The following is a 21,952-nucleotide window of genomic DNA, read 5'->3' as shown; positions in this document are numbered from 1 at the left end:
TTGGACTTCCTTCCCGACTTCGTTTCGCTGATCCAGACTGCGCTGGCCTTTGTCGTGGCCCTTTCGATCATCGTGACGGTGCATGAATACGGCCATTACATCGTGGGGCGGCTGTGCGGCATCAAGGCCGAGGCTTTCTCGATCGGCTTTGGGCCAAAGCTGATCAGCCGGGTCGACAAGCATGGCACGGTCTGGAAGATTTCCCTTTTCCCGCTTGGGGGTTACGTCAAGTTTCTGGGCGATGCCAACGCCACCTCGGCCGGGGTGGACGAGGAAACCATGGCCCGTCTGAACGCCGAGGAACGCCGCCATTCCATGCATGGCGCGCCCCTTTGGGCGCGGGCGGCGACGGTTGCGGCGGGGCCGGTCTTCAACTTCATCCTGTCGATCCTGGTCTTTGCCGGGGCGATGGCCTGGGAGGGCAAGCCCGCCGTGCCGCCGCAGGTGGCGGAACTGGTGGCGCTGCCCGGCGGTTCGGGCGATCTGCGGCCGGGCGACCGGCTTCTGGCCATCGAAGGCGTGGCGCTGCCCGATTACGCGGGGCTGCGCGACGTGGTGACGCCGGAACAGCCCTTCCTCAGCTACCGGGTGCTGCGCGAGGGCACCGACATGGTGATCGAGGGGCCGCAACTGGCGCCGCCGCGGGCCGCACAGGTGCTGCCGCAATCGGCCGCCGATGCGGCGGGCATCCGGGCGGGCGATGTGATCACCGCGATCGACGGCCAGCCGATCTGGCGCTTTGACGATCTGGTGAAGACGGTGACGGCGGGCAAGGGCGCGCCCCTGACGCTCGATCTGTGGCGTCCGGCGGCAGAGGGCCCGGGCGGGCAGACGCTGTCTGTCACGCTGACGCCGAAGATCGTCGACATGCCGCGCCCCGATGGCAGTTTTGTCAGCGATTACAAGATCGGCCTGATCGCGGGCACGGGCTTTACCCCGGTGACCGCCCATATCGGCCCGGTCGAGGCGCTGGCGGGCGGGGCGAAACAGACCTGGGGGGCGATCACCGCCTCGGTCTCGGCGATCCAGCATATCGTGCTGGGCAAGATTTCCAGCTGCAACCTGCGCGGCGCCATCGGCATCGCCGAGGGCTCGGGCGCGGCGGCCAAGGCCGGGGTGGCGGATTTCATCTGGTTCATCGCCATGCTCTCGACCGCGGTGGGGTTCCTGAACCTCTTCCCGATCCCGGTGCTGGATGGCGGCCATCTGATGTTCCACCTGTGGGAAGGCGTCACCGGCAAGCCGCCGTCGGACCGGGTGATGAGCCTGATGGTCTCGGTCGGGCTGGCGCTGGTGCTGTCGCTGATGGCCTTTGGCCTGTGGAACGATCTGGTCTGCTGAGGTCTGCCGCGCGGGTTTTTCGCAAAAGCGCCGCAATCGGCCCAAATTCGGCCGCAATGAACGCGTAACCTTGTCCCGCAAGGACGAGGAGACCCGATCATGCAAGCGATTCTGACCGAAGGATACCGGAGCTTTTCGCTCGTTTTCGACCTTGCAGCCGATCGCATTCTGGTGCCGGTGGCGCTTTTCGTGGCGCTGGCGGGGGCGGTGGTGATCGGGGTCGAGGTTTCGGCGCTGCTGGCCCCGGTCGATGCTGCGCCTTACACGCTCTGACCGATCTACCATATCTCGCGCTTTCCTTCTGCCCGAACGCGTTCAGTCGCTTTGACAAGGGCGGTCTTTCTCGCTAGTCACGTCAGAGAACTGCGCAAAGCGACCTGACGGGGAGAGTGCGATGACGATCCGGCTGCAACTTGCCAAGAGCACGGCGAAAACCCGTCTGGGCACGCTCGCGACCAGCACTTTCCTTGCCCTTGCAATACCTTGCGCCTTTGTGGCCGCGCCCGTGCTGGCGCAGGACTACGCCTTTCAAAGCGTGAAGATCGAGGGCAATGACCGGGTCGAACCGGCCACGATCCTCAGCTATGCCGGAATCGCCAAGGGCGCCCGGGTCAGCGCCGGCGGGCTCAACGACGCCTTCCAGCGGCTGCAGAACTCGGGCCTCTTTGAGACCGTCGAACTGGTGCCGCAGGGCGGAACGCTGGTGATCCGGGTCAAGGAATATCCGACCGTCAACGTCGTCGATTTCGAGGGCAACAAGATCCTCAAGGACGAGAAACTGGCCGAGATCGTCAAGACCCAGCCGCGCAAGGTGTTCTCTCCCGCGACGCTGGAGGCCGATGCCGCGGCGTTGGCCGAGGGCTATGCCACCTCGGGCCGTCTGGCCGCCCGCGTCGATCCCAAGGTGATCAAGCGCGACGGCAACCGCGTCGATGTCGTCTTCGAGATCAAGGAGGGTTCGCCCTCCGAGGTCAACCGCATCACCTTCACCGGCAACCGCTCCTTCTCGGACCGGCGTCTGCGCGACGTGCTTGGCACGAAACAGGCGGGCATCCTGCACCGGCTGATCCAGCGCGACACCTTCGTGCCCGAGCGCGTCCAGCTTGACCGGCAGATGCTGATCGACTTCTACCATTCGCGCGGCTACCCCGATGTGGAAGTGACCGGCGTGTCCTCGGAAATGACCCGCGACCGCGAAGGTTTCTTCATGACCTTCAACATCCGCGAAGGTCAGCAATACAAGTTCGGCCAGATCACCACCGTGTCGGAAATCCCCGAACTGGACGTCAGGGAGTTCGAGGCGCTGGCGAAGATCCGCTCGGGCCGGGTCTATTCGCCCGCCGATGTCGATTATGCCGTGACCCGGATGGAGGAAGTGGCGCTGCGCAAGGGCGTCAATTTCGTCCGCGTCGATCCGCGCATCACCCGCGATCCGCGCACGCAGACGCTGAACATCGAATTCGCGCTGGTGCGGGGCGAGCGGCTTTTTGTCGAACGCATCGACATCGAGGGCAACACGACCACGCTTGACAGCGTCGTCCGGCGCGAGTTCAACACGGTCGAAGGCGACCCCTTCAACCCGCGCGAAATCAAGAATGCCGCCGAACGCATCCGCGCGCTTGGCTTCTTCTCCAAGGCCGATGTCGGCACGAAACAGGGCACCGGCCCCGATCAGGTGATCGTCGGCGTCGATGTCGAGGAACAGCCGACCGGCTCGCTGTCCTTCGGCGCGAGCTATGGCGCCTCGGCCGGGTTCGGGCTGAACGCCTCGCTTGAAGAATCGAACTTCCTGGGCCGCGGGCAATATCTGGGGATTTCGATCGGCACCACCTCGGACAACCAGCAGAACTCGATCGACTTCATCGAGCCGCATCTGCTGGGCCGCGATCTGAAGGGGCGCTTCCACATCTGGTACAACACCTCGGAAAGTGACAATTCCGATTACAACACCAAGATGATGGGGATTTCGCCCTCGCTTGAATTCCCGCTCGCGCGCAATGCGCGGCTGGAGGCGCGCTATACTTTCATGCGCAATGAATTGTCCAATGTCACGTCGCGCGCGGAGGCCATTGCGGCCGGCGGGGCCACTGCGAGTGACTGGTCTTCACCGATCCTCGTTCGCGAGGAAGGCACCCGCACCAGCATGGGCCCGGGCTATACCTACACCTTGGACACCCGCCGCACCGGCATCGACCCGCGCACCGGCTTCACCTTCCGCTTCAGCCAGGATCTTTACGGTCTGGGCGGCGATGTCGAGGCGCTGAAGACCACGGCGCTTATGCGCGCCGAACGCAAGGTCTGGAACGAAGACGTCACGCTGCGCGCCGAGCTGGAAGGCGGGGCGATCGCGGCGCGGGGCGACACCAGCCTGACGATCCTTGACCGCTTCTCGGGCAACAACAAGGTCCGCGGCTTCGAGGGGAATGGCTACGGCCCGCGCGATACCCTGGCTGGCAACGAAGACGCCCTTGGCGGCAAGTATTACGCTGCGCTGCGTCTGGAAACCGAATTCCCGCTGGGCCTGCCCGAGGAATACGGCATCCATGGCGGTCTGTTCTGGGATACCGGCTCGGTCTGGGGGCTTGACGACACCCGCGGCGCCAACGGTGGCACTGTTGATGACGACATGAACCTGCGCTCCTCGGTCGGTTTCTCGGTGTTCTGGGATTCCGCGCTTGGGCCGCTGCGGCTGAACTTCATGACGGCGCTGAAAAAGGAAGATTACGACGAGGAGCAGAACTTCGATCTGACCATCGCGACGAAGTTCTGAGCCGATGCGGATGGCGCGCCGCCTGCGAAACGCCGGGCCGGGGGGGATCCCCGGCCTTTTGCGCCTCTGCCTTCTGGCGCTTGGCCTGATGCTGGCAGCGCCGCCCGCTTCGGCGCAGGAGGCCCCGCCCGCGGTGCCGGTCCTGACGCTTGATTTCGAACGGCTCTTTGCCGAAACCCTCTGGGGGCAGCGCATCAGCGCCGATATGGCGCGCGAGTCTGCCGCGCTGAACACCGAAAACACCCGGATCGCCGAAGACCTGATCGCCGAGGAAAAGAGCCTGACCGAGCGTCGGGCCAAGCTGACGCCCGAGGTCTTCCGCGCCGAGGCCACGGCCTTTGACCAGCGCGCGACGGGGATCCGCTCGGCGCAGAAGGCCAAGGCGCAGGCGCTGACGCAAAGCTATGATGCGGCGCGGCAGGCCTTTTATCTGGCCTCGGGGCCGCTGATCGACGAGGTTCTGGCCAGCCGCGGCGCGGTGATGGTGCTCGACCGGCGCGCGATCATCCGCGGTCTGGATGCGGCCGACATCACCGAGGATCTGGCGCGGCTGATGGATGCGCGGCTGGGCGCCGGGCCGGGGCCGCAAGATCAGGACGGCGGCGGCGAATAGCCGCCCGGGCGGCCCCGTCCTTGCCAAGCGGGCGCGGCAAGGGTAGCAACGGCCAAAGGCCGCCGTTCCCGCAGCATGGCCCGTTTTGGAAGGATCGAAGATGACCGAACCCGCCCCCTATACCAGCGCCGATCTGAGCCTGATCAAGCGGATCATCCCGCACCGCTATCCTTTCCTGATGATCGACAAGGTGCGCGACATCGTGCCCTTTGAAAGCGCGACCGGGATCAAATGCGTGACGAACAACGAACCGCAATTCACCGGCCATTTCCCCGAGGAACCGGTGATGCCGGGCGTGATGATCGTCGAAGCCATGGCGCAGACCGCGGCGGTGGTCGTGGGCATTTCGATGAATGTGATCGACAAGCCCTTGGGCACCTATTTCATGGCGATAGACGCCTGCAAGTTCCGCCGCAAGGTGGTGCCGGGCGACGTGCTGGAAATGAAGGTCACGGTCAAGCGCGGCGGCGGCAAGGTGTGGAAATTCCTGGGCGAATCCTTTGTCGAGGGGCAACTGGCCGCGACCGCCGAATTCACCGCGATGATGGATCTGAAGGGCTGACCATGGGCGTTGACGCAACGGCCCGCCTGCATGCCTCCTCGGTGATCGAGCCGGGGGCGGTGATCGGCCCGGGCTGCGTGATCGGTCCCTTTTGCCACATCGGCCCCGAGGTGGTGCTGGCCGAGGGGGTGGAGCTGAAAAGCCATGTGGTGATCGCGGGCGCGACCGAGATCGGCGCGGGCACCGTGGTCTTTCCCTTTGCCTCGCTTGGTCAGATCCCGCAGGATCTAAAATTCCGGGGCGAAAAGACCCGGCTGGTGATCGGCGCGCGCAACCGCATCCGCGAATATGTGACGATGAACTGCGGCACCGAGGGCGGCGGCGGCGTGACCCGGGTCGGTGACGATGGTCTGTTCATGGCGAATTGTCACGTCGCCCATGATGTGCAGATCGGCAACCGGGTCATTTTGGTGAATTCGGTCGCCATCGCGGGCCATTGCGTCATTGAAGATGATGTGATCGTCGGCGGGCTGTCGGGCGTGCATCAATGGGTGCGCATCGGGCATGGCGCGATCATCGGCGCCTTGTCCATGGTGGCCTCGGATGTGATCCCGCATGCGCTGGTGGCGGGGCCGCGCGCCGGGCTTGAGGGGCTGAACCTTGTCGGGCTGAAACGCCGCGGTGTGGAACGTTCGGAAATTTCAGCATTGCGCGAACTTTACATGGCGCTTGGCGAAGGCAACTTCCGCGAACAGGCCCGCAAACTCTCGGAAGAGGGGACCGACAGCGCCCATGTCCGCGAAGTGCTTGATTTCATTCTCGGTCCCTCGGACCGCAGTTTCCTGACGCCACGATGAGCGTGGGATCTGAAACCGCGCTGATCGCGGGCGGCGGCGCTTTGCCGGGGCTTCTGGTTCAGGCCGCGCCCGGGATGCTCGTTTGCGCGCTCGAAGGCCAGCCCGCGCCGGGGGGATCGGTGCTGCCCTTCCGCATCGAGCGGCTGGTGCCGTTCCTCGACACTTTGGCGGATCGCGGCATCAAGCGCGTCTGTTTTGCCGGCGCGATGCAACGGCCGAAGCTGGAGCCCGAACTCTTCGACGCCCGCACGGCGTCGCTGGTGCCGCGGCTCGTCGGTGCGATGCAGGCGGGCGATGATGCGACGCTGCGCGCGGTGATCGCGCTTTTCGAGGAATGGGAGTTCGAGGTGATCGGCGCCGACGCCATCGCCCCGGATCTTGTCCCCGGCGACGGGCTTTTGTGCGGCACGGTCGGCGATCAGGACCAGCTCGATGCTGCGCGTGCAGCGGAGATCGTCGCGGCCTTGGGCGCGGTCGATGTCGGGCAGGGGGCGGTTGTCGCGCGCGGGCTTTGCCTCGGCGTCGAGGCGCTTCCGGGCACCGATGCGCTGCTGGATTTCGTCGCCGCCCATCGCGGGCTGGTGCCGCTGCCGAAGGCGGGCGTCTTCTTCAAGGCGCCGAAACCCGGTCAGGATCGGCGCATCGACCTGCCCGCGCTGGGGCCCCAGACGGTGGCCAAGGTCGCCGCCGCCGGTCTTTGCGGCATCGTTTTCGAAGCGGGCGGGGTGCTGCTTCTGGACCGCGCCGCGACGCTTGCGGCGGCCGAAGCGGCGGGGATCTTCCTTTGGGGGCGCTCTCCGTGAAGCTCTTCCTCGTCGCCGGTGAAGCCTCTGGCGACAAGCTTGGCGCGGCACTGATGGCGGCGCTGATCGACCTTGTTCCCGGTGTGACTTTCGCGGGCATCGGCGGGCCGCAGATGGAAGCCCTTGGCCTGAAAAGCCTTTTTCCGATGGAAGAGCTGTCGGTGATGGGCATTCTGGAAGTGCTGCCGAAATATCGCCAGCTGAAGCGCCGCATTGCCGAGACGGCTCAGGCGGTGCTGGAGACGGCGCCGGATGCGCTGATTACCATCGACAGCCCGGATTTCTGCCTGCGCGTGGCGCGGATCGTGAAAGCCGCGCGACCGGCGCAAAAGACCGTGCATTACGTCGCCCCCTCGGTCTGGGCCTGGCGGCCCGGGCGCGCGGCGAAGATGGCCGAGGTGATCGACCATGTTCTGGCGCTGCTGCCCTTTGAGCCGCCCTATATGACCGCCGCGGGGATGAGTTGCGATTTCGTCGGCCATCCGGTCGTGGCCGAGCCGCGCGCGACCGAAGCCGAGGCCACCGCGCTGCGCCAGACGCTGATGATCGGGGCGGATCAGCCGGTGCTGCTCTGTCTGCCCGGCTCGCGGCGCGGCGAGGTGAAGCGGCTGATGCCGCGTTTTGCGGCCACTGTTGCTGCGCTGCGGCGTGATTTGCCCGGCCTGCGCGTGCTTATTCCCACCGTGCGCGGGGTCGCGCCTTTGGTGCGCAAGATGGCCTGCAATTGGGACGAGGTGCCGAATGTGATTTCGGACCCGGCCGAGAAACGCGCGGCCTTTGCCACGGCCAATCTGGCGCTGGCGGCCTCGGGCACGGTCAGTCTGGAGCTGGCGGCGAACCGGGTGCCGATGGTGATCGGCTACCGGATGAACTGGCTGACCTGGCATATCACGAAGCGCGCGATGCTGATCGACACGGTGACGCTGGTCAATCTGGTCTCCGAGACCCGCGCCGTGCCGGAATTTCTGGGCCCGGCCTGTCGGGCAAGGCCGATGGCGCGGGCGCTGCAGGATTTGTGGCAAGATCCGCAACGGCGCGCGGCGCAGGTTGCTGCAATGGAAACGACGATGCTGCGGCTGGGCGAGGGCGGCGCAGCCCCCCGGGCCTGCGCGCCGCGCGCTCGGTTCTGGCCTTCCTTCAAAGGGGCTGAAGCACGACCCCCTTCGGCCTGCAATTTGCTGCGCAGCAATTTCGCCATTTCAAGGGCTTGCGGCGTGTCGCCATGCAGGCAGACGGTGTCGATCCGCGCCGGGATGCGGTGCCCGCTGGCGGAGAGGATCGCACCCGCCCGCAGCATCGCCAGAATCCGCGCGGCGGCCTCCTCGGCGTCGTGTAGAACGGCGCCCGGAAGCGACCGATCGACCAGCGTTGCATCGTCATTGTAAGCGCGGTCGGCGAAAATCTCGCCTGCCCAATCGGCGTTCAGATCCCGCGCCGCAGCCTCTTGCGCGGTGGCCGAAAGCACCATCAGCTTCAGATCTGGCACGACGGAAAGTGCTGCCGCGTAGCAGATGCGGGCCAGATCGGCATCTTCCGAGGTGATGTTGGACAGCGCCCCGTGCAGCTTGAAATGACGCAATTTCAATACCTTGGCCTGCGCCACGGCGGCCATGGCCCCGGTCTGATACGCGATCAGATCGACCAGTTCGGGTTTCGAAAGCACCATCCGCGTGCGGCCGAAATTCGCGCGGTCATCAAAGCCCGGATGCACGCCGATGCCGACGCCCTTTTCGGCCGCCAGCGCCATCACCCGGGCCATTTCCAGCGGCCCGCCCGCATGCAGCCCGCAGCAGATATTGGCCGAGGTCACAACCTCAAGCAGCGCCGCATCCGCGCCCGCGCCTTCGCCCATGTCGGAATTGAGATCAAGTTTCATGCGTCTTCCTCGTCGCCGCGGATCATGCCCGAGATCAGTTGATAGGCCAAAAGATCGGGAATGTCGCGCGGATCGCGGGTCAGCGGGCGAAGCAGACGGCGGATCTGCGCGAGCCACAGCGCCTCGGGCGGCGAGGCGGTCTCTGCCACGTCCAGCGGGATTTCAACCAGCCTCAGGGCGGTTCCGGGGCCGGCCTGCGCGGCGCGCGGCAGATCAAGCGGGATCACCGTTCCAAGGCGGGGATAGCCACCGATGGTCTGGCAATCGGCCAGCAACACAACCACTTGTCCCGTCCCGGTCATCTGGATGTCGCCCGGGCCGATGAAATCCGAGAGCAACCCCGCGGTTTCGGTGCCAAAGGCGGCGCCGTCTTGCAGCAGCGCCAGCCCCTGACGGCTGGCCGGACCGGCCTGAAAGCGGGTCGCAAAGACGCGGGCCCGCGTCTCGGCGTCGAAAAGCGCGGTCTGCGGCCCCGCGATCACCCGCAGCGCGCCGCCGGTGAAACGGTCGTCGGGGGGCAGGCGCTGCGGCGCGGCATCGGGGGTCGGATCGGCGCCAAAGGGCAGGCGCAGGCCCGCGTGAACCGGCGTGCCCAGCCCCGCCGCGGCAAGGGTGGCGCGGGCGCCGAGCGTTTCGGGCGTCAAAAGCCCACCCGCGAGCGACAGATAGCCGTAAACGCCGCTCTCGCCGGGGCGCAGATCCAGCAGTTCGCCGGGCGCGAGCGGATGGGAGGCATTCCAGATCAAGGGCTTGCCATCGCGGCTCGCCTGCATCGGCGCACCGGTCAGCGCGATCCGGGTGTGGGCGGTGACGCGAAACCGCCCGCCCGTCAGCGGCAGTTCCAGCGCGGCTTGCGGGTGGGATTGGCCGAAAAGCGCGGCCGCTTCCCACAGCGCGCGGCGGTCCGCGGCGCCTCCGGTTGAAAGCCCAAGGGCTGTAAAGCCCGGCCGCCCCAGATCCTGCACGGAAATTCCGGGACCGGCAGAAATCACTTCCAGATATCCCGTCATTTCGGAAAACTCCGAATTGCACCCCCCAAAGGATCGCCTTTTGCGATCAGTTCGGCGATGTTTTCGGCACTTGTCGGGGTGAAGCGCAGAAAATCGCCCGGGCGCAGCAGGAACGGCTCCGCGGCCAAGGCCGCAAAAGGGCGAAAGGCGGTGCGGCCAAGCGCCCGCCAGCCGGTGGGCGAGGGGGCGGCGAACAGCACGATCTGCCGCAGCGCGGTGGTGATCGTCCCCGCCGCGACCCGCGGCGTCAGCGCGGGCAGGCGGGGCATCTGCCAATGCGCGGGCAGGGTGCCAAGGTAGGGCTGGCCGGGCGCGAAACCCAGCGCCAGAACCCGCAGATCTGTGGCGCAAAGCTCTGAAATCAGGGCGCTTTCGCTGCGACCAGCCAGGGCCGCGGCTTCGGCCAGATCGGTCCCCCAAGCGCCGCCGAAACAGGCGGGCACGAGCCAATGCTGCGCCGCAGTGTCCACGGGGGCCGCATGGTCGAGCCGGTCGCGCAAGCTGCCGATGATCGCCGCGCGCGTCGTTTCCAGCCGATCAAAACGCAGCAGGACCGAGCCCAGACCCGGTGCAACCTCGGTCTGCCCGGGCAGCGGATCGGCCGAAAGCGCCGCCGCAAGCCGCTGCGCCGCGGTATTCGCAGCCTCCGACCAGGTGGTGGCAAAGCGCACCAGCACGCCGTCCAGGCCAAGCGGCAGGATCTCGGGGCAAGTCATTCGGCATCCAGCGCCAGCACGTCGACCGCCTGCCGCGTTTCGGCCCGCCCGGCCGAGCGCAGCGCGCCGCGGATCGGCGCCACATCGTCGTAATCGCGCCCGATCGCGACGGTGACGAAATCCACCCCGGCGGCCTGATCATTCGTCGGATCGAACTCGATCCAGCCCATTTCGCGCCCGACCCAGGCCCGCACCCAGGCGTGCATCGCATCCGCGCCTTCCAGCCGCGGTTGCCCCGGCGGCGGAAAAGTGCGCAGGAAACCAGAGACATAGCCCGCAGGAATGCCGATGCCGCGCAGCCCCGCAATCATCACATGGGTGAAATCCTGACAGACGCCGCGGCCGCGCGCAAAGGCCTCGCGCGGGGGGGTGTCGACCGTCGTCGCCTCGGCGTCGAAGGTCATGTGCTTGTGCAGCGCATGGCCGACGGCGGCAACGGCGGTGGCGGCGGTCATCGTGCGATTGGTCGCGGCGCGGGCAAAGGCGGTGATCTCGGGGCAGGGCACGACGCGGGGCGAGGCGCCAAGGAAGTGATGCGGGGCCTTCGGATCAAGCGTCATCTCGGCCGCGACCTCGGCGCCAAGCGCCAGAAGCGAGGGCGAGAGGTCGAGCGGCGCGGGCGGGGTCAGCCGTTCGATCCTTGCGGAAAGCTCGAAGCGCACATCGGCGACGGGGCGGTGCCAGACCACCGAGGTCACCGCATTGCCGAAGAAATCGAGCCCCTCGCGGCGTTCATCCGGGGCCGGGTCCAGCGTCAGCCGCCGCGTCAGCACGCGCTGCGCGCCGGGAATGTCGGGCGGAAGCAGCCGCGCCAGATTGCGCAGATGGTCCGAGGGCGCGGCGTAATCGTAGTCGATGGCCAGTTTGATCTCGTAGCGCATGACCTACCCCAGATAGCTTTGCGTGACGAGGTTCGACATCTGCGCCACCTCTCCGCGCAGGGTGATCAGCCGATGCGTGGTGATCTCCTCGGGCGCGGCGACGGAAAGCAGGCTTTCGACCGGCACGATGGCGCGCGACAGTGCGGCCAGCCGCCCGTTCTCGCGCGCATGCGGCAGATCGGCGGCGAGCGCCCGCATCCGCGCGATCTGAAACAGGATCGAGCGCGGGTTGTCGCCATCCAGCGCCAGCAGATCCACCACCGTCTCGCGCGAGCGTTCCATGCGGTAGCGGCGCTGGTGGGTGATCACGCTGTCGGCCACCTCGATGGCGATATCGAGACAGCCCGAGGGTGCCTTGGCATCGGCAAAGGTGGCCAGAAGGGCGGCGAGCGCATCGGTGCGTTCGAGCGCGCGGCCAAAGGACAGGAAGGTCCAGCCGGAAAAACGATACATGTTTTCATGCACAAGGCCGGAAAAGCCGGTGATCTTGCGCAGCAGCACGGACATCGCCCGGGCGGCATCATCGCCCGGTTTCGCGGTCTGGCTCATGGATCTTGCGGTGCGGGCAAGGTCGGCCAGCGCCGCCCAGCCATCGGTGGAAAAGCGGTCGCGGACCTTTGCGGCGCAGCCGCGGGCGGCCTCGATCCGGTCGATCAGCGCACCGGGCACCGGCTGGGTCGTGGTGATGCCGTAACCGCCAAGGAAGCTGCGCAACAGCCGCAGCCGGGCGTCTTCGGCATTGTCGGTGGCGGCCAGACGCAGGTGATAGGCGCGGATGAGCCGGATCGCGTCTTCGGTGCGTTCGACATAGCGGCCGAGCCAGTAGAGATTGTCGGCCGAACGCGCGGGCAGGATGCCGGGACTGGCCCGGCGCACGCCCTTGTCCGGCCGCGGCAGCAGGCTTTCCTGACGCACCGGGCGGTCGGCCACAACCCAGACATCGGCCACCGCCCCGCCGCGCTGCATCGCCAGCGCGGTCGTGTCGCCCGAGCGGCCGATGCGGGCATAGCCGCCCTTCATGAAGGTCCAGTTGCCCTGCGCATCGCGGGCGGCAAAGACCCGCACCGTCATCGGGCGCGGCTCGATCCGGTTCGCGCCGGTGCCGCTGTCGACCCAGGCGGGGGTGGTGGAGAGCGTCACGGCCTCCTGTCCCACCAGCATCTGCCCCTCGGCCTCCAGCCAGTCGGAAATCGAGGCCCGCGCCGTGCCGCGCAAGGTGCCGCCCAGCGCCGTTGCCGCGCCCAGATCAAAGGGCAGATCGCAGGCATAGGCCGAGCCGATCATCATCCGCTCGGCATGGTCGCGCACGAAGGCGCGTTCGGTGGCCCCGCCACACCACCAGGTCGCGATATTGGGGATTTTCAGCGGCTGGCCACGCAAAACCTCGCAGATGCGCGGCAAAAAGGCCATCATCGCCCGCATCTCCATCACGCCGGAGCCCAGCGCATTCACCAGCGCCAGATTGCCCGCCCGGATCGCCTCGACCAGACCCGGGGTGCCGATCTGGCTGGTGGCATCCAGTTCCACCGGATCGGCAAAGGCCGCGTCGATGCGCCGCCACAGCACGCCAAGCGGCTGCGGCCCCTCGATCGTGCGGACCATCGCCTGGCCGTCCTGCACCAGCAGATCCTCGCCTTCAAGCAGCATCAGGCCCAGATAGCGGGCGATATAGGTGTGCTCGTAATAGGTGTCGTTCGAGGGGCCCGGCGTCAGGATCGCGGCCGCCCGTTCGCGTCCGCCCGATTGCGCCAGCCGCTCCAGCGCGGCGCGGAAGGTACCGAAGAAGCCCGCCAGACGGTGAATATGGGCGCGCGGGAAGCGTTCGGGGAAGATGCGGCCCGTGGCCATGCGGTTTTCCAGCGCGAAGCCCGCGCCCGAGGGCGCCTGCGTGCGATCCCCCAGCACGAACCAGCGCCCATCCGGGGCGCGGCCGATCTCAAAGGCCAGCACATGCAGGAAATGGCCGCCGCGCGGGGGAATGCCGACCATCGGGCGCAGCCATTGCCGCGAGCCCGCAATCAGTTCCGCGGGCAGGTGGCCTTCGCTGACCAGCCGCCCGGGGCCGTAAAGATCGGCCATCACCGCTTCCAGAAGGTCCGCGCGTTGCGTCAGCCCGGCGCAGATCGTCTCCCATTCGCTTTCATGCAGGATGACCGGAATATGCGAGAGCGGCCATTCCCGTTCCGCCAAGGGGTCATTCGAATAGTGCCGGAAGAAGACGCCGGCATCGCGCAGATATTGATCGGCCCGTTCAAAGCGCGCGGTGATCTCGGCGGGGGAAAGCTTCGCAAAGCGCTCGACGAAGCGGCGCCAGACCGGGCGCATCTGGCCTGCCGCATCGAACAATTCATCCGCCACCCCGGGCGAGAGCCGGTAGCTGGCGAAAAGGTCATTCGCGGGATGGGGCGGGGGCGTCTGGGTCATGGGGCACCGGGGCTTGAGCCTCACTCAAGCCCGATGGGACGGCGCAGGTCAAGGGTCAGCGGAAATTCCGGGTGCGGCGTCTCGGGGGCGGGGGCATAGGCGCCGGGGCTGTGGCCCATCGGCTCGAAGCGGGCCAGACGCCGCGCCTCGGCCTCGTAGGCGTTGACCGGGAAGGTGTCGTAATTGCGCCCGCCCGGATGGGCGACGTGCCAGGTGCAGCCCGCCAGGGCCCGCCCCGACCAGCGGTCGTAGATGTCAAACACAAGGGGCGTGTTCACCGGCAGCGTCGGGTGCAGCGCGGCGGGCGGCTGCCAGGCCTTGAAGCGCACCCCCGCGACCGAGGTTCCCGTCGTGCCCGTGCGCGTCATCGGGACGGGTCTGCGGTTGCACATCACGGTATAGCGGTCCTGATGCAGGCTTGTCAGCTTCACCTGCAGCCGCTCGACCGAGCTGTCGGTATAGCGCACGGTGCCGCCGATGGCGCCGGTTTCCCCCAGCACATGCCAGGGCTCCAGCGCCTGACGCAGTTCCAGATGCACGCCTTCGGCCTCGATCTGGCCGCAGAAGGGGAAGCGGAATTCCGATTGCGCCTCGAACCAGACCGGGTCGAAATCGAACCCATGCGCGCGCAGATCGGAAAGCAGGGCGAGCAGATCCTCCCACAGGTAATGCGGCAGCATGAAGCGGTCATGCAGCACCGTGCCCCAGCGCACGGGGCGGCCGGTGACGGGGGCGTTCCAGCACCGCGCGATCAGCGCCCGGATCAGCAGTTGCTGCGCCAAGGACATGCGCGGATGCGGCGGCATCTCGAAGCCGCGGAACTCGACCAGACCCAGACGGCCGGTGGGGCCATCGGGGGAATAAAGCTTGTCGATGCAGATTTCCGCGCGATGGGTGTTGCCGGTGACGTCGATCAGCATGTTGCGCAGCAGCCGGTCGATCAGCCACGGCGGCGGCAGGTTGCCCCCGTTCACCGGATCGCCGATCTGGGCGAGCGCGATTTCAAGCTCGTAAAGCGTGTCATGCCGCGCCTCGTCGATCCGCGGCGCCTGGCTTGTCGGCCCGATGAAGAGGCCCGAGAAGAGGTAGGACAGGCAGGGATGGCGCTGCCATATCAGGATCAGCGATTTGAGCAGATCGGGGCGGCGCAGGAACGGGCTGTCATTCGGCGTTGCCCCGCCCACGACGACATGGTTGCCGCCGCCCGTGCCGGTGTGGCGCCCGTCGATCATGAACTTGTCGGCGCCAAGGCGCGAGAGCCGCGCCTCGGCATAGATCGCCTCGGTGGTGGCGACGCAATCCTCCCAGTTGTGGGCGGGGTGGATGTTCACCTCGATCACGCCCGGATCGGGGGCGACGCGGATCACATTGAGCCGCGGGTCATGCGGCGGCGCGTAGCCCTCGATATGGATGGGCAGGTTCAGCTCCGCCGCCGTCGCCTCGGCGCTGGCGATCAGGTCCAGGTAATCTTCCAGCGTGTCGCAGGGCGGCATGAAAAGGCACAGCCGCCCGTCGCGCGGCTCGATCGCAATCGCCGTGCGCACCGCGCCCGTGGTCGGATCGGTGCCCTGCGCCAAAAGCGCCCCCCGCTCGGTCGGGTCCCGCTCGCTGCGGGTGGCTTTCTGCTGATGCTCGGGGCTGACCGCAGGCATAAAGGCCGCCTGTTCAAGGGCTTCCTCGGCGGCCAGCCGGTCGATCTCGGCCTGAATCTTCGCGCGCCGTTCGGCAATGGCGGCGCTGAAATCCGGCAGCGGCCCGACCTCGACCGTGGGATCGGCCGGGTAGGAATAGGGATAGGCCGCGGGAGGAACATAGGGCAGCGCGCCCAAGGGCAGGCGGAACCCCACCGGACTGTCGCCCGGCACCAGGAACAGATGCCCGCGCCGCGGTTTCCACAGCTCGGAGCGCCAGCGCCGCCCCTCGGCCCGGCCTTGCCAGGGCTGGATCGGCAGCACGAAGCCCGAGGGCTCGGTCAGACCGCGACTGAAGACGCGGGCGAAACGGGCGCGGTCCTCGGGGTTCTTCAGCTTCGGGTTTTCCGGGCTGACATTCGGCGGCAGGTTCGCTTCCTTCAGGATCCATTCGCCCGGATCTTCATAGGCGGGCTGGGCAAAGATCGGATCAAGCCCCAGATGCGTGGCAAAGCTTTCCATGAAGCGCCCGGCCTCGGCGGGGCCGACCCCCGTGGCTGCGGCTTCGCGCGCGATCAGATCGGGGTTTTGCCAGACCGGCACGCCATCGTGGCGCCAATAGAGGGAAAAGGTCCAGCGCGGCAGGCTTTCGCCCGGATACCACTTGCCCTGCCCGTAATGCAGAAAGCCCCCGGGCGCGAAGCGGGCCTGCAAGCGCCGGATCAGATCATCGGCCAAGGCGCGCTTTTGCGGCCCGACGGCCTCGGTGTTCCATTCCGGCGTCTCGAAATCATCGACCGAAACAAAGGTCGGCTCGCCCCCCATCGTCAGCCGCACATCCCCCGCTTGCAAAGCGTCATCGACCTTGTGGCCAAGCGCATTCAGCCGGTCCCAGGCTTCGTCGGAAAAGGGCTTGGTGATGCGCGGATGTTCCGCCACCCGCTTCACCTGCATGTCAAAGGCAAAGGTCGTCTCGGGCGTGCCCGCGGCGGTGAAGCCCCCGGCGATCGGCGCGGCATTGCGGTAATGCGGGGTGGCCGCCAAGGGGATATGGCTTTCCCCCGCCAAAAGCCCCGAGGTCGGATCGAGCCCCACCCAGCCCGCGCCGGGCAGGAACACCTCGACCCAGGCGTGCAGATCGGTGAAATCGACCTCGGTCCCCGAGGGGCCATCGAGCGCCTTCACATCGGGGGCAAGCTGGATCAGATAGCCCGAAACGAAGCGCGCGGCAAAGCCCAGATGCCGCAGCACCTGCACCAGCAGCCAGGATGAATCCCGGCACGAGCCCGAGGCCAGCGTCAGGGTTTCATCGGGCGTCTGCACGCCGGGCTCCATCCGGATCGTGTAGCGGATTTCCCGCGCGATCCGGGCGTTCAGCGCCACCAGAAAATCGACGGTGCGGGTCTGGGTGAAGTCGATCGTGCCGATGAACCGCGCCAGATGCGGCCCCTCGGGCTCGGGCGTGCGGTAGATCGACAGATCGTCGCGCAGATCCTCGGGGTAGTCGAAAGGCCAATGCTCGGCGGTTTCCTCAAGGAAGAAGTCAAACGGGTTGTAAACGGTCATGTCGGCGACCAGATCGACCTCGATCTTCAGCTCGGTCACCGGCTCGGGAAAGACGAAGCGGGCCAGCCAGTTGCCATAGGGGTCCTGCTGGTGATTGACGAAATGCCCGCCCGGGCTGACCTTGAGCGAATGCGAAATCACCCGCGTGCGCGAATGCGGGGCGGGGCGCAGCCGGATGATCTGCGGCCCCAATGTCACCGGGCGGTCGTAAACATAATGCGTCAGGTGATGGATGGATGCGTGGATCGCCATGGTCTTCCCCCGTTTTGCCCCGACTGTAGAAAGGCGGGCGGCGGATGCCACGGGAAACCGGCCCGGGCCGCGGCGGGGGCGGTGATTTTCGGGCATCTGCCTGAAATTTGGGCGCCACGCGTCTTGCACCAAGGTCGAATAGGCAGGCTGTCCCGGCTCAAGCACAGTGACGTGATGATCCGGTTTTTGCTTCTTTTGCTTGTCGTTGCGACCCCGCTTTGCGCGGGCCCGCTGACGCGCGATCAGCTGTCGGCGATGATCCTTGCGCCTTACGAACTGGGGGTGCCGGTGAATGACAAGGGGGTGTGGACGCTTTTGAATTCCGGCGGCGGCGAGGCGGGATTCGTCTTTCAGACCGAGCCGCTGGCGCCCTTGCCCGGGTTTTCCGGCGCGCCCATCGACCTTCTGGTGGTGCTCGATCGCGAGGGGCGGTTTCTGGATGTCCGGCTGATTGCGCAAAACGAGCCGATCTTCGTCTCGGGTCTGGGCGAGGCGCCGTTCCGCGCTTTTCTTGAACAATATCGCGGCCATGCGATCAGCGAGCCGCTGGTCGTGGGCACCCCCTACGGCGCGGGGGGCGCGGCCTCGGACAATGTCTATCTGCAGGGCGTGACCAAGGCGACGGCCTCGGTTCGCATCGCGCATGACTCGATCCTGGCGGCGACGCTGGCGGTGGCGCGCGACAAGATGCAGGGCGTGACGGCAGGCCCCGCGCCCAGGCCCGATCCCGCGCATGACGAGGCGCTGACCTGGAAAGACCTTGTCGATCAGGGCCTTGTCGGCCGCTTGCGGGTGAGCGAGGCCGATCTGGACGCGGCCTTTGCGGGCACGAAATGGGCACAGGACGGGACCGGCGCCGACCCGGACGCCTCCTTCATCGACCTTTACGCGCTCGACCTTGGCCCGCCATCGCTCGCCCGCGCCGTGCTGGCGCCCGAGACGCTTTCCGAGATCGCCCGCTTCACCGCCCGCGCCCCCGAGGACGAATTGGTCCTGCTGATCGAGGCCGGGCGGCATGGCCTTGTCTCGGAAGACTTCACCCGCAACACCGCGCCCGACCGGCTGACGGCCACGCAGGATGGGCTGCCCTTGGTCCTGCGCGATGCCGATATCCTGCCCGAACTGGCGGCGGATCTGCCGCCGGAGCTGAGCGAGGCGACGAAGATGGTGGTGCGGCTCGACCGCCGTCTGGGCTTCGATCCGACCCGGCCGTGGGAGTTGCGCCTGCAAGCCGTGCGCGAACACGGGATGTTCCAGCCCGAGATCGGTTCCGTGCATTTTCCGCTGCGGCTGCAGACGCCCGAGCGCTTCTTCCTGCGCCCGGCGGCCCCCGAACGGCTGAGCCCTTTGGCCGAGGCCCTGCGCAACCGCGCCAATGATCTCTGGGCGCTGGGCGGGTTTCTGGCCCTTTTGATCGCGGCGCTTTTGGCGCAATCGCGGCTGGCGGGGCTGCGCGCCTTCCCCGCGGTGCGGCTGGGGATTCTGGCCGTGGTGATCGGCTTTGTCGGCTTCTGGGGGCAGGGGCAGCTCTCCATCGTCACGGTGATGGCGGTGGCGCGCGGGCTTGTCGCGGGGGGCCTTGACGTGCTGCTTTACGACCCGTTCGGGCTGATGCTCTGGGCGGCGGCGGGGATCGGCTTTCTGCTCTGGGGGCCGGGGTTCTTTTGCGGCTGGCTCTGCCCCTTTGGCGCGTTGCAGGAATTCGCCCATCACGCCGGGCGGCTTTTGCGCCTGCCGCGGATCGAGCCGCCCGCAAATCTGGCCCGGGCGCTGCTCTGGACCGGTCCGGTGGCGGTCGCGGGGCTGGTCGCGGTGGCCTTCCTTGCGCCCCGACATGCGGAAGCCGCAGCCGAACTTGAGCCCTTCAAGACCGCGATCACGCTGCATTTCGACCGCCCCTGGCCCTATGTGCTTTGGGCGGGCGGCTGGATCGCGATTTCCATGGTCTGGTTCAAGGGCTTTTGCCGCTCGCTTTGCCCCTTGGGTGCGGTGATGCGGCTGGGCGGGCTCTTGCGGCTGCGCGCCTTCATCCCGCGCCGGGCGGAGTGTGGCACGCCCTGTCAGCTGTGCAAGGTGCGCTGTGCCTATGGCGCGATCAGGCGCACAGGCGAGATTCGCTATTCCGAGTGTTTCCAGTGCCTTGACTGCGTGGCGATCCATGACGACAAAAGCCGTTGCGTGCCCTTGGTGCTGGCGGCGAAACGAAAGGGGCGGGCATGAGGCGGCGGCGGTTTTTGCAGATCATCGCCGGGGCGGCCTTGATCGGGCAGGGGGCAAGGGCCGAGACCTGGACGGGCCGGGCCTTTGGGGCCGAGCTGCGGATCACCGCGCCGGGGGCGCTTCCGCTGGCCGCGATCCGCGCCGAGATTGCCGCCATCGAGGCCACCTTTTCGCTTTACGCCGACAGCGAATTGACGCGGCTCAATGCGACCGGCCGCGGGCCCGGATCGGCGCGGCTGCGGTCCGTGCTGGCGGTGGCGAAGCGCGTGCATGACCTGACCCGCGGCGCCTTTGACCCGACGGTGCAGCCGCTTTGGCGCGCGCTGGCCGAGGGGGGCGATCCGCGGCAAGCGCGCGCGGCAGTCGGCCTGCATCGGGTGCAGATCGGGCGGGAAGTGGTGCTTGCGCGCGGGCAGGCGCTGACGCTGAACGGCATCGCGCAGGGCCATGGCGCCGAGCGCGTGGCCTGGATCTGCGCGCGCGCGGGTCTGGGCGAATGCCTGATCGACATGGGCGAGTTTCAGGCGCTGGGCGGGCCGTTCCGGCTGGGGATCGAGGATCCCGAAGCGGGTCTGGTGGCGGTGCGCTCCCTGACGGCGGGCGCGATGGCCACCTCTTCCCCCGCCGCGATGGCCTTTCCGGGCGGCAGCCATATCCTTGGCCCGCATGGACAAATTCCGCGCTGGTCCACGGTGACGGTGGAGGGGGCCAGTGCGACGCTCTGCGATGCCGCCTCGACCGCCTTCGTGCTGATGGAACGCGACGAGATCATCGAAGCCGCCCGCAGGATGCGGCTGCGCGCGGTGACGGCGGTGGATTTTCAGGGCAATTTCGAGACGCTGCTCTAGCGCGCGGGCGGCTCGAAGCTGATGCCGTGATCGGCGAAGATCTTCGCGATCCGGCCATCGGCCAGCGCCGCCGCGATCGCATCATCGACCGCATAGCCAAGGTCGCGATGCTGAAAGGACAGCGCCAGACCCAAAGTCCAGCTGGGCCGTGCGAGCCCCAGCAGCGGCGGCGTGTGCACCCCGATGCCGGGGGCAAGCCCGGCTTCCAGCTCGGCCCGCGGGCCCATCGCGGCGCTTACCTCCTGCGCGGCAAGCCCCGCCATCGCCGCGGCGGTGGTCTTGTAACGCCGCAGCTTGTCCGCCGTCGCTCCCTGTGCGAGCGAGGTCAGGAAGAAATCCGAAATCGAGTCATTCTCGACCGCGACCGGATCGTAGCGAAAGACCGCGGGCACCGGCGGCTTCTCCGGATAGCTGGCCTTGTCATAGGCAATCGCCAGCCGTTCGGTCGCATATTGGCCGGTGAAGACGACCTGATCGAAGCGGCAGGCATAGTCGACATCATAGGGCACATGTCCCATCAGATCAGACACATGCCCCCCCACCGCGGCGCCGCGATAGACGTAATTGAGCAGATCGGCATCCAGCGTCTCGCCCGGCTGCACCAGACGTATGCGCGCCACCACCCCCAGATCGGCGGCGATCAGTCGGGCGATCTCGACGTCGATTCCCTTCGGCTGCCCGCCCTCCGCCCAGGACCAGGGCCTGAAATCCTCGTAAAGCGCGACCTCGATCCAGCCCTCCTCGCGGATGCGATCCAGGCTGCGCCCGATATCCTGCGCGGGGGTGTTTTGCAGCTTCTGCTCGGGCGCCAGCCCCTCGCAGGCGGCCATCGCGGCAAGCGGCAGCAGACCGGCAAGGGCCAGCCCCAGCGCCCAGGACCGCAGCAGAGCCGGCCCGCTCATTGCGCCGCCGAGAGGCCCAGCGTCAGCAGCTCGGCCGCGTGCTTGAAGCTGGCCTTGTCCGCGCTCAGCACCTCGGCGGCGCGGCTGACCGTGCTGTCGGCCACCGGCGCGCCCGAAAAGGTCTTCACCTCGGAATTGATCTGCTCAAGCTCGGCCTTGAGCGCCGCGCCATCGGCCGTGCCCGCCTCCAGTTCGGCGACGATGGCCCGCAGCCGGTCGGTGTGGCTGTCCAGCGCCCCATCCTCGGGCCGGGTCTCGATATAGGTGCGGATCGCCCAGCCCGCCTTTTGCCCCAGCACCGGGCCAAAGGCCGGCATCTTCGTCGTGCCGTCCTGGGTGTAGCCGTGCTGGAACCGCTCGGCGAACCATTCATCGCCATATTCCTCGGCTTCCAGAAAGCGCAGATCCGGCGCCAGACCGCCCGAAACCGCGCCAAGCCCATGACAGCGCGCGCAATTCTGGTTGAAGCCGGAATCGCCGATCTTCACCGCCGCCTTCCAGACCGCTTCGCCCGCCTTCGCGGCGCGATAGGGGTTTTCGGTCAGCCATTCCTCTCCCACCTCGGGCAGGGCATCGGTGTTCACCGGCTGCGGCGCCACATCGCCATGCGCGAAGAGCGGCCCCGGAAGACCGGCGAGCAGCAGGGCCGCAAGGAAACGGCGGTTGCGGATGTCGAGCATCTCTCTCTCCCTAACGATCGGTGCTGCCAAGGTGGTAACGGCACGGGCCCGCCCGCTTCC

At 67.3% G+C, this 21,952-nt stretch carries 16 protein-coding genes and 2 pseudogenes; 10 read left to right on the top strand and 8 right to left on the bottom strand.

Features of this window, described 5'->3' with window-relative positions; translation table 11 throughout:
* From rseP to lpxB, 8 genes and pseudogenes are all read left to right on the top strand, one after another.
* Window positions 1-1,341 carry an RIP metalloprotease RseP gene (rseP, locus tag ACTTAG_RS11030; RefSeq protein WP_444462374.1) on the top strand — a complete coding sequence of 447 codons (1,341 nt, stop codon included), beginning with the start codon at window positions 1-3 and terminating at the stop codon, window positions 1,339-1,341.
* Window positions 1,342-1,440: 99 nt separating this feature from the next.
* Window positions 1,441-1,614 carry a hypothetical protein gene (locus ACTTAG_RS11025; protein WP_444462373.1) on the top strand — a complete coding sequence of 58 codons (174 nt, stop codon included), beginning with the start codon at window positions 1,441-1,443 and terminating at the stop codon, window positions 1,612-1,614.
* A 121-nt stretch (window positions 1,615-1,735) separates the two neighbouring features.
* Window positions 1,736-4,111, top strand: a complete 2,376-nt coding sequence (gene bamA / locus ACTTAG_RS11020; protein WP_444462372.1) for an outer membrane protein assembly factor BamA — start codon at window positions 1,736-1,738, stop codon at window positions 4,109-4,111.
* Between the two features lie 10 nt (window positions 4,112-4,121).
* Window positions 4,122-4,724, top strand: coding sequence for an OmpH family outer membrane protein (locus tag ACTTAG_RS11015; RefSeq protein ID WP_444462371.1), 603 nt, complete (start codon window positions 4,122-4,124; stop codon window positions 4,722-4,724).
* A 100-nt stretch (window positions 4,725-4,824) separates the two neighbouring features.
* Window positions 4,825-5,286, top strand: coding sequence for a 3-hydroxyacyl-ACP dehydratase FabZ (gene fabZ, locus ACTTAG_RS11010; RefSeq protein ID WP_110803939.1), 462 nt, complete (start codon window positions 4,825-4,827; stop codon window positions 5,284-5,286).
* A 2-nt stretch (window positions 5,287-5,288) separates the two neighbouring features.
* A complete protein-coding gene (gene lpxA / locus ACTTAG_RS11005; RefSeq protein WP_444462370.1) occupies window positions 5,289-6,083 on the top strand; it encodes an acyl-ACP--UDP-N-acetylglucosamine O-acyltransferase in 795 nt (264 codons plus the stop codon).
* Entirely contained in the window at window positions 6,080-6,886 is an 807-nt protein-coding gene (locus tag ACTTAG_RS11000; protein ID WP_444462369.1) for an LpxI family protein, read from the top strand. The genes lpxA and ACTTAG_RS11000 overlap by 4 nt, the downstream gene beginning before the upstream one ends.
* Window positions 6,883-8,036, top strand: a pseudogene (gene lpxB, locus ACTTAG_RS10995) (lipid-A-disaccharide synthase). Before ACTTAG_RS11000 ends, lpxB begins: the two are co-directional and overlap by 4 nt.
* A 66-nt stretch (window positions 8,037-8,102) precedes the next feature.
* On the opposite strand, the pseudogene ACTTAG_RS10990 reads toward lpxB, so the two are convergent.
* The 6 genes and pseudogenes from ACTTAG_RS10990 to ACTTAG_RS10965 form a co-directional block, all read right to left on the bottom strand.
* Window positions 8,103-8,738 (bottom strand): annotated as a pseudogene (locus ACTTAG_RS10990) (5-oxoprolinase subunit PxpA); the annotation flags it as partial.
* A 20-nt stretch (window positions 8,739-8,758) separates the two neighbouring features.
* Entirely contained in the window at window positions 8,759-9,772 is a 1,014-nt protein-coding gene (locus ACTTAG_RS10985; protein WP_444462368.1) for a biotin-dependent carboxyltransferase family protein, read from the bottom strand.
* Window positions 9,769-10,488 carry a 5-oxoprolinase subunit B family protein gene (locus tag ACTTAG_RS10980; RefSeq protein WP_444462367.1) on the bottom strand — a complete coding sequence of 240 codons (720 nt, stop codon included), beginning with the start codon at window positions 10,486-10,488 and terminating at the stop codon, window positions 9,769-9,771. The genes ACTTAG_RS10985 and ACTTAG_RS10980 overlap by 4 nt, the downstream gene beginning before the upstream one ends.
* A complete protein-coding gene (locus ACTTAG_RS10975) occupies window positions 10,485-11,369 on the bottom strand; it encodes a transglutaminase family protein (protein WP_444462366.1) in 885 nt (294 codons plus the stop codon). Before ACTTAG_RS10975 ends, ACTTAG_RS10980 begins: the two co-directional genes overlap by 4 nt.
* Before the next feature lie 3 nt (window positions 11,370-11,372).
* Window positions 11,373-13,793, bottom strand: coding sequence for a circularly permuted type 2 ATP-grasp protein (locus ACTTAG_RS10970; protein ID WP_444462365.1), 2,421 nt, complete (start codon window positions 13,791-13,793; stop codon window positions 11,373-11,375).
* A 20-nt stretch (window positions 13,794-13,813) separates the two neighbouring features.
* The gene (locus ACTTAG_RS10965) at window positions 13,814-17,242 is read right to left on the bottom strand and encodes a transglutaminase family protein (protein ID WP_444462364.1); all 3,429 of its coding nucleotides are present in this window, start codon (window positions 17,240-17,242) and stop codon (window positions 13,814-13,816) included.
* Between the two features lie 174 nt (window positions 17,243-17,416).
* On the opposite strand from ACTTAG_RS10965, the gene ACTTAG_RS10960 reads away from it, so the two are divergent.
* On the top strand, window positions 17,417-19,462 hold the full coding sequence (locus tag ACTTAG_RS10960; protein WP_444462363.1) for a 4Fe-4S binding protein: 2,046 nt from the start codon (window positions 17,417-17,419) through the stop codon (window positions 19,460-19,462).
* A complete protein-coding gene (locus ACTTAG_RS10955) occupies window positions 19,459-20,310 on the top strand; it encodes an FAD:protein FMN transferase (protein ID WP_444462362.1) in 852 nt (283 codons plus the stop codon). Before ACTTAG_RS10960 ends, ACTTAG_RS10955 begins: the two co-directional genes overlap by 4 nt.
* On the opposite strand, the gene ACTTAG_RS10950 is transcribed toward ACTTAG_RS10955, so the two are convergent.
* Both ACTTAG_RS10950 and pedF read right to left on the bottom strand, forming a co-directional pair.
* Window positions 20,307-21,212 carry an amino acid ABC transporter substrate-binding protein gene (locus ACTTAG_RS10950; RefSeq protein ID WP_444462361.1) on the bottom strand — a complete coding sequence of 302 codons (906 nt, stop codon included), beginning with the start codon at window positions 21,210-21,212 and terminating at the stop codon, window positions 20,307-20,309. The genes ACTTAG_RS10955 and ACTTAG_RS10950 overlap by 4 nt on opposite strands.
* Window positions 21,209-21,892, bottom strand: coding sequence for a cytochrome c-550 PedF (gene pedF, locus ACTTAG_RS10945; RefSeq protein WP_444462360.1), 684 nt, complete (start codon window positions 21,890-21,892; stop codon window positions 21,209-21,211). Before pedF ends, ACTTAG_RS10950 begins: the two co-directional genes overlap by 4 nt.
* Between the last annotated feature and the right edge of the window lie 60 nt (window positions 21,893-21,952).

The sequence above is a fragment of the Rhodobacter capsulatus genome (assembly GCF_052363185.1).
GTDB lineage: Bacteria > Pseudomonadota > Alphaproteobacteria > Rhodobacterales > Rhodobacteraceae > Rhodobacter > Rhodobacter capsulatus_E.
The sequence above is the reverse complement of the archived record's forward strand: the minus strand, read 5'-3'. Positions and strand labels throughout refer to the sequence as shown.

Excerpts from the sequence above, each read along its gene's own strand:
- ACTTAG_RS11025 (WP_444462373.1), top strand. The coding sequence starts at position 1,441 with ATGCAAGCGATTCTGACCGAAGGATACCGGAGCTTTTCGCTCGTTTTC.
- bamA (WP_444462372.1), top strand. The coding sequence starts at position 1,736 with ATGACGATCCGGCTGCAACTTGCCAAGAGCACGGCGAAAACCCGTCTG.
- ACTTAG_RS11015 (WP_444462371.1), top strand. The coding sequence starts at position 4,122 with ATGGCGCGCCGCCTGCGAAACGCCGGGCCGGGGGGGATCCCCGGCCTT.
- fabZ (WP_110803939.1), top strand. The coding sequence starts at position 4,825 with ATGACCGAACCCGCCCCCTATACCAGCGCCGATCTGAGCCTGATCAAG.
- lpxA (WP_444462370.1), top strand. The coding sequence starts at position 5,289 with ATGGGCGTTGACGCAACGGCCCGCCTGCATGCCTCCTCGGTGATCGAG.
- ACTTAG_RS11000 (WP_444462369.1), top strand. The coding sequence starts at position 6,080 with ATGAGCGTGGGATCTGAAACCGCGCTGATCGCGGGCGGCGGCGCTTTG.
- ACTTAG_RS10985 (WP_444462368.1), bottom strand. The coding sequence starts at position 9,772 with ATGACGGGATATCTGGAAGTGATTTCTGCCGGTCCCGGAATTTCCGTG.
- ACTTAG_RS10980 (WP_444462367.1), bottom strand. The coding sequence starts at position 10,488 with ATGACTTGCCCCGAGATCCTGCCGCTTGGCCTGGACGGCGTGCTGGTG.
- ACTTAG_RS10975 (WP_444462366.1), bottom strand. The coding sequence starts at position 11,369 with ATGCGCTACGAGATCAAACTGGCCATCGACTACGATTACGCCGCGCCC.
- ACTTAG_RS10970 (WP_444462365.1), bottom strand. The coding sequence starts at position 13,793 with ATGACCCAGACGCCCCCGCCCCATCCCGCGAATGACCTTTTCGCCAGC.
- ACTTAG_RS10965 (WP_444462364.1), bottom strand. The coding sequence starts at position 17,242 with ATGGCGATCCACGCATCCATCCATCACCTGACGCATTATGTTTACGAC.
- ACTTAG_RS10960 (WP_444462363.1), top strand. The coding sequence starts at position 17,417 with ATGATCCGGTTTTTGCTTCTTTTGCTTGTCGTTGCGACCCCGCTTTGC.
- ACTTAG_RS10955 (WP_444462362.1), top strand. The coding sequence starts at position 19,459 with ATGAGGCGGCGGCGGTTTTTGCAGATCATCGCCGGGGCGGCCTTGATC.
- ACTTAG_RS10950 (WP_444462361.1), bottom strand. The coding sequence starts at position 21,212 with ATGAGCGGGCCGGCTCTGCTGCGGTCCTGGGCGCTGGGGCTGGCCCTT.
- pedF (WP_444462360.1), bottom strand. The coding sequence starts at position 21,892 with ATGCTCGACATCCGCAACCGCCGTTTCCTTGCGGCCCTGCTGCTCGCC.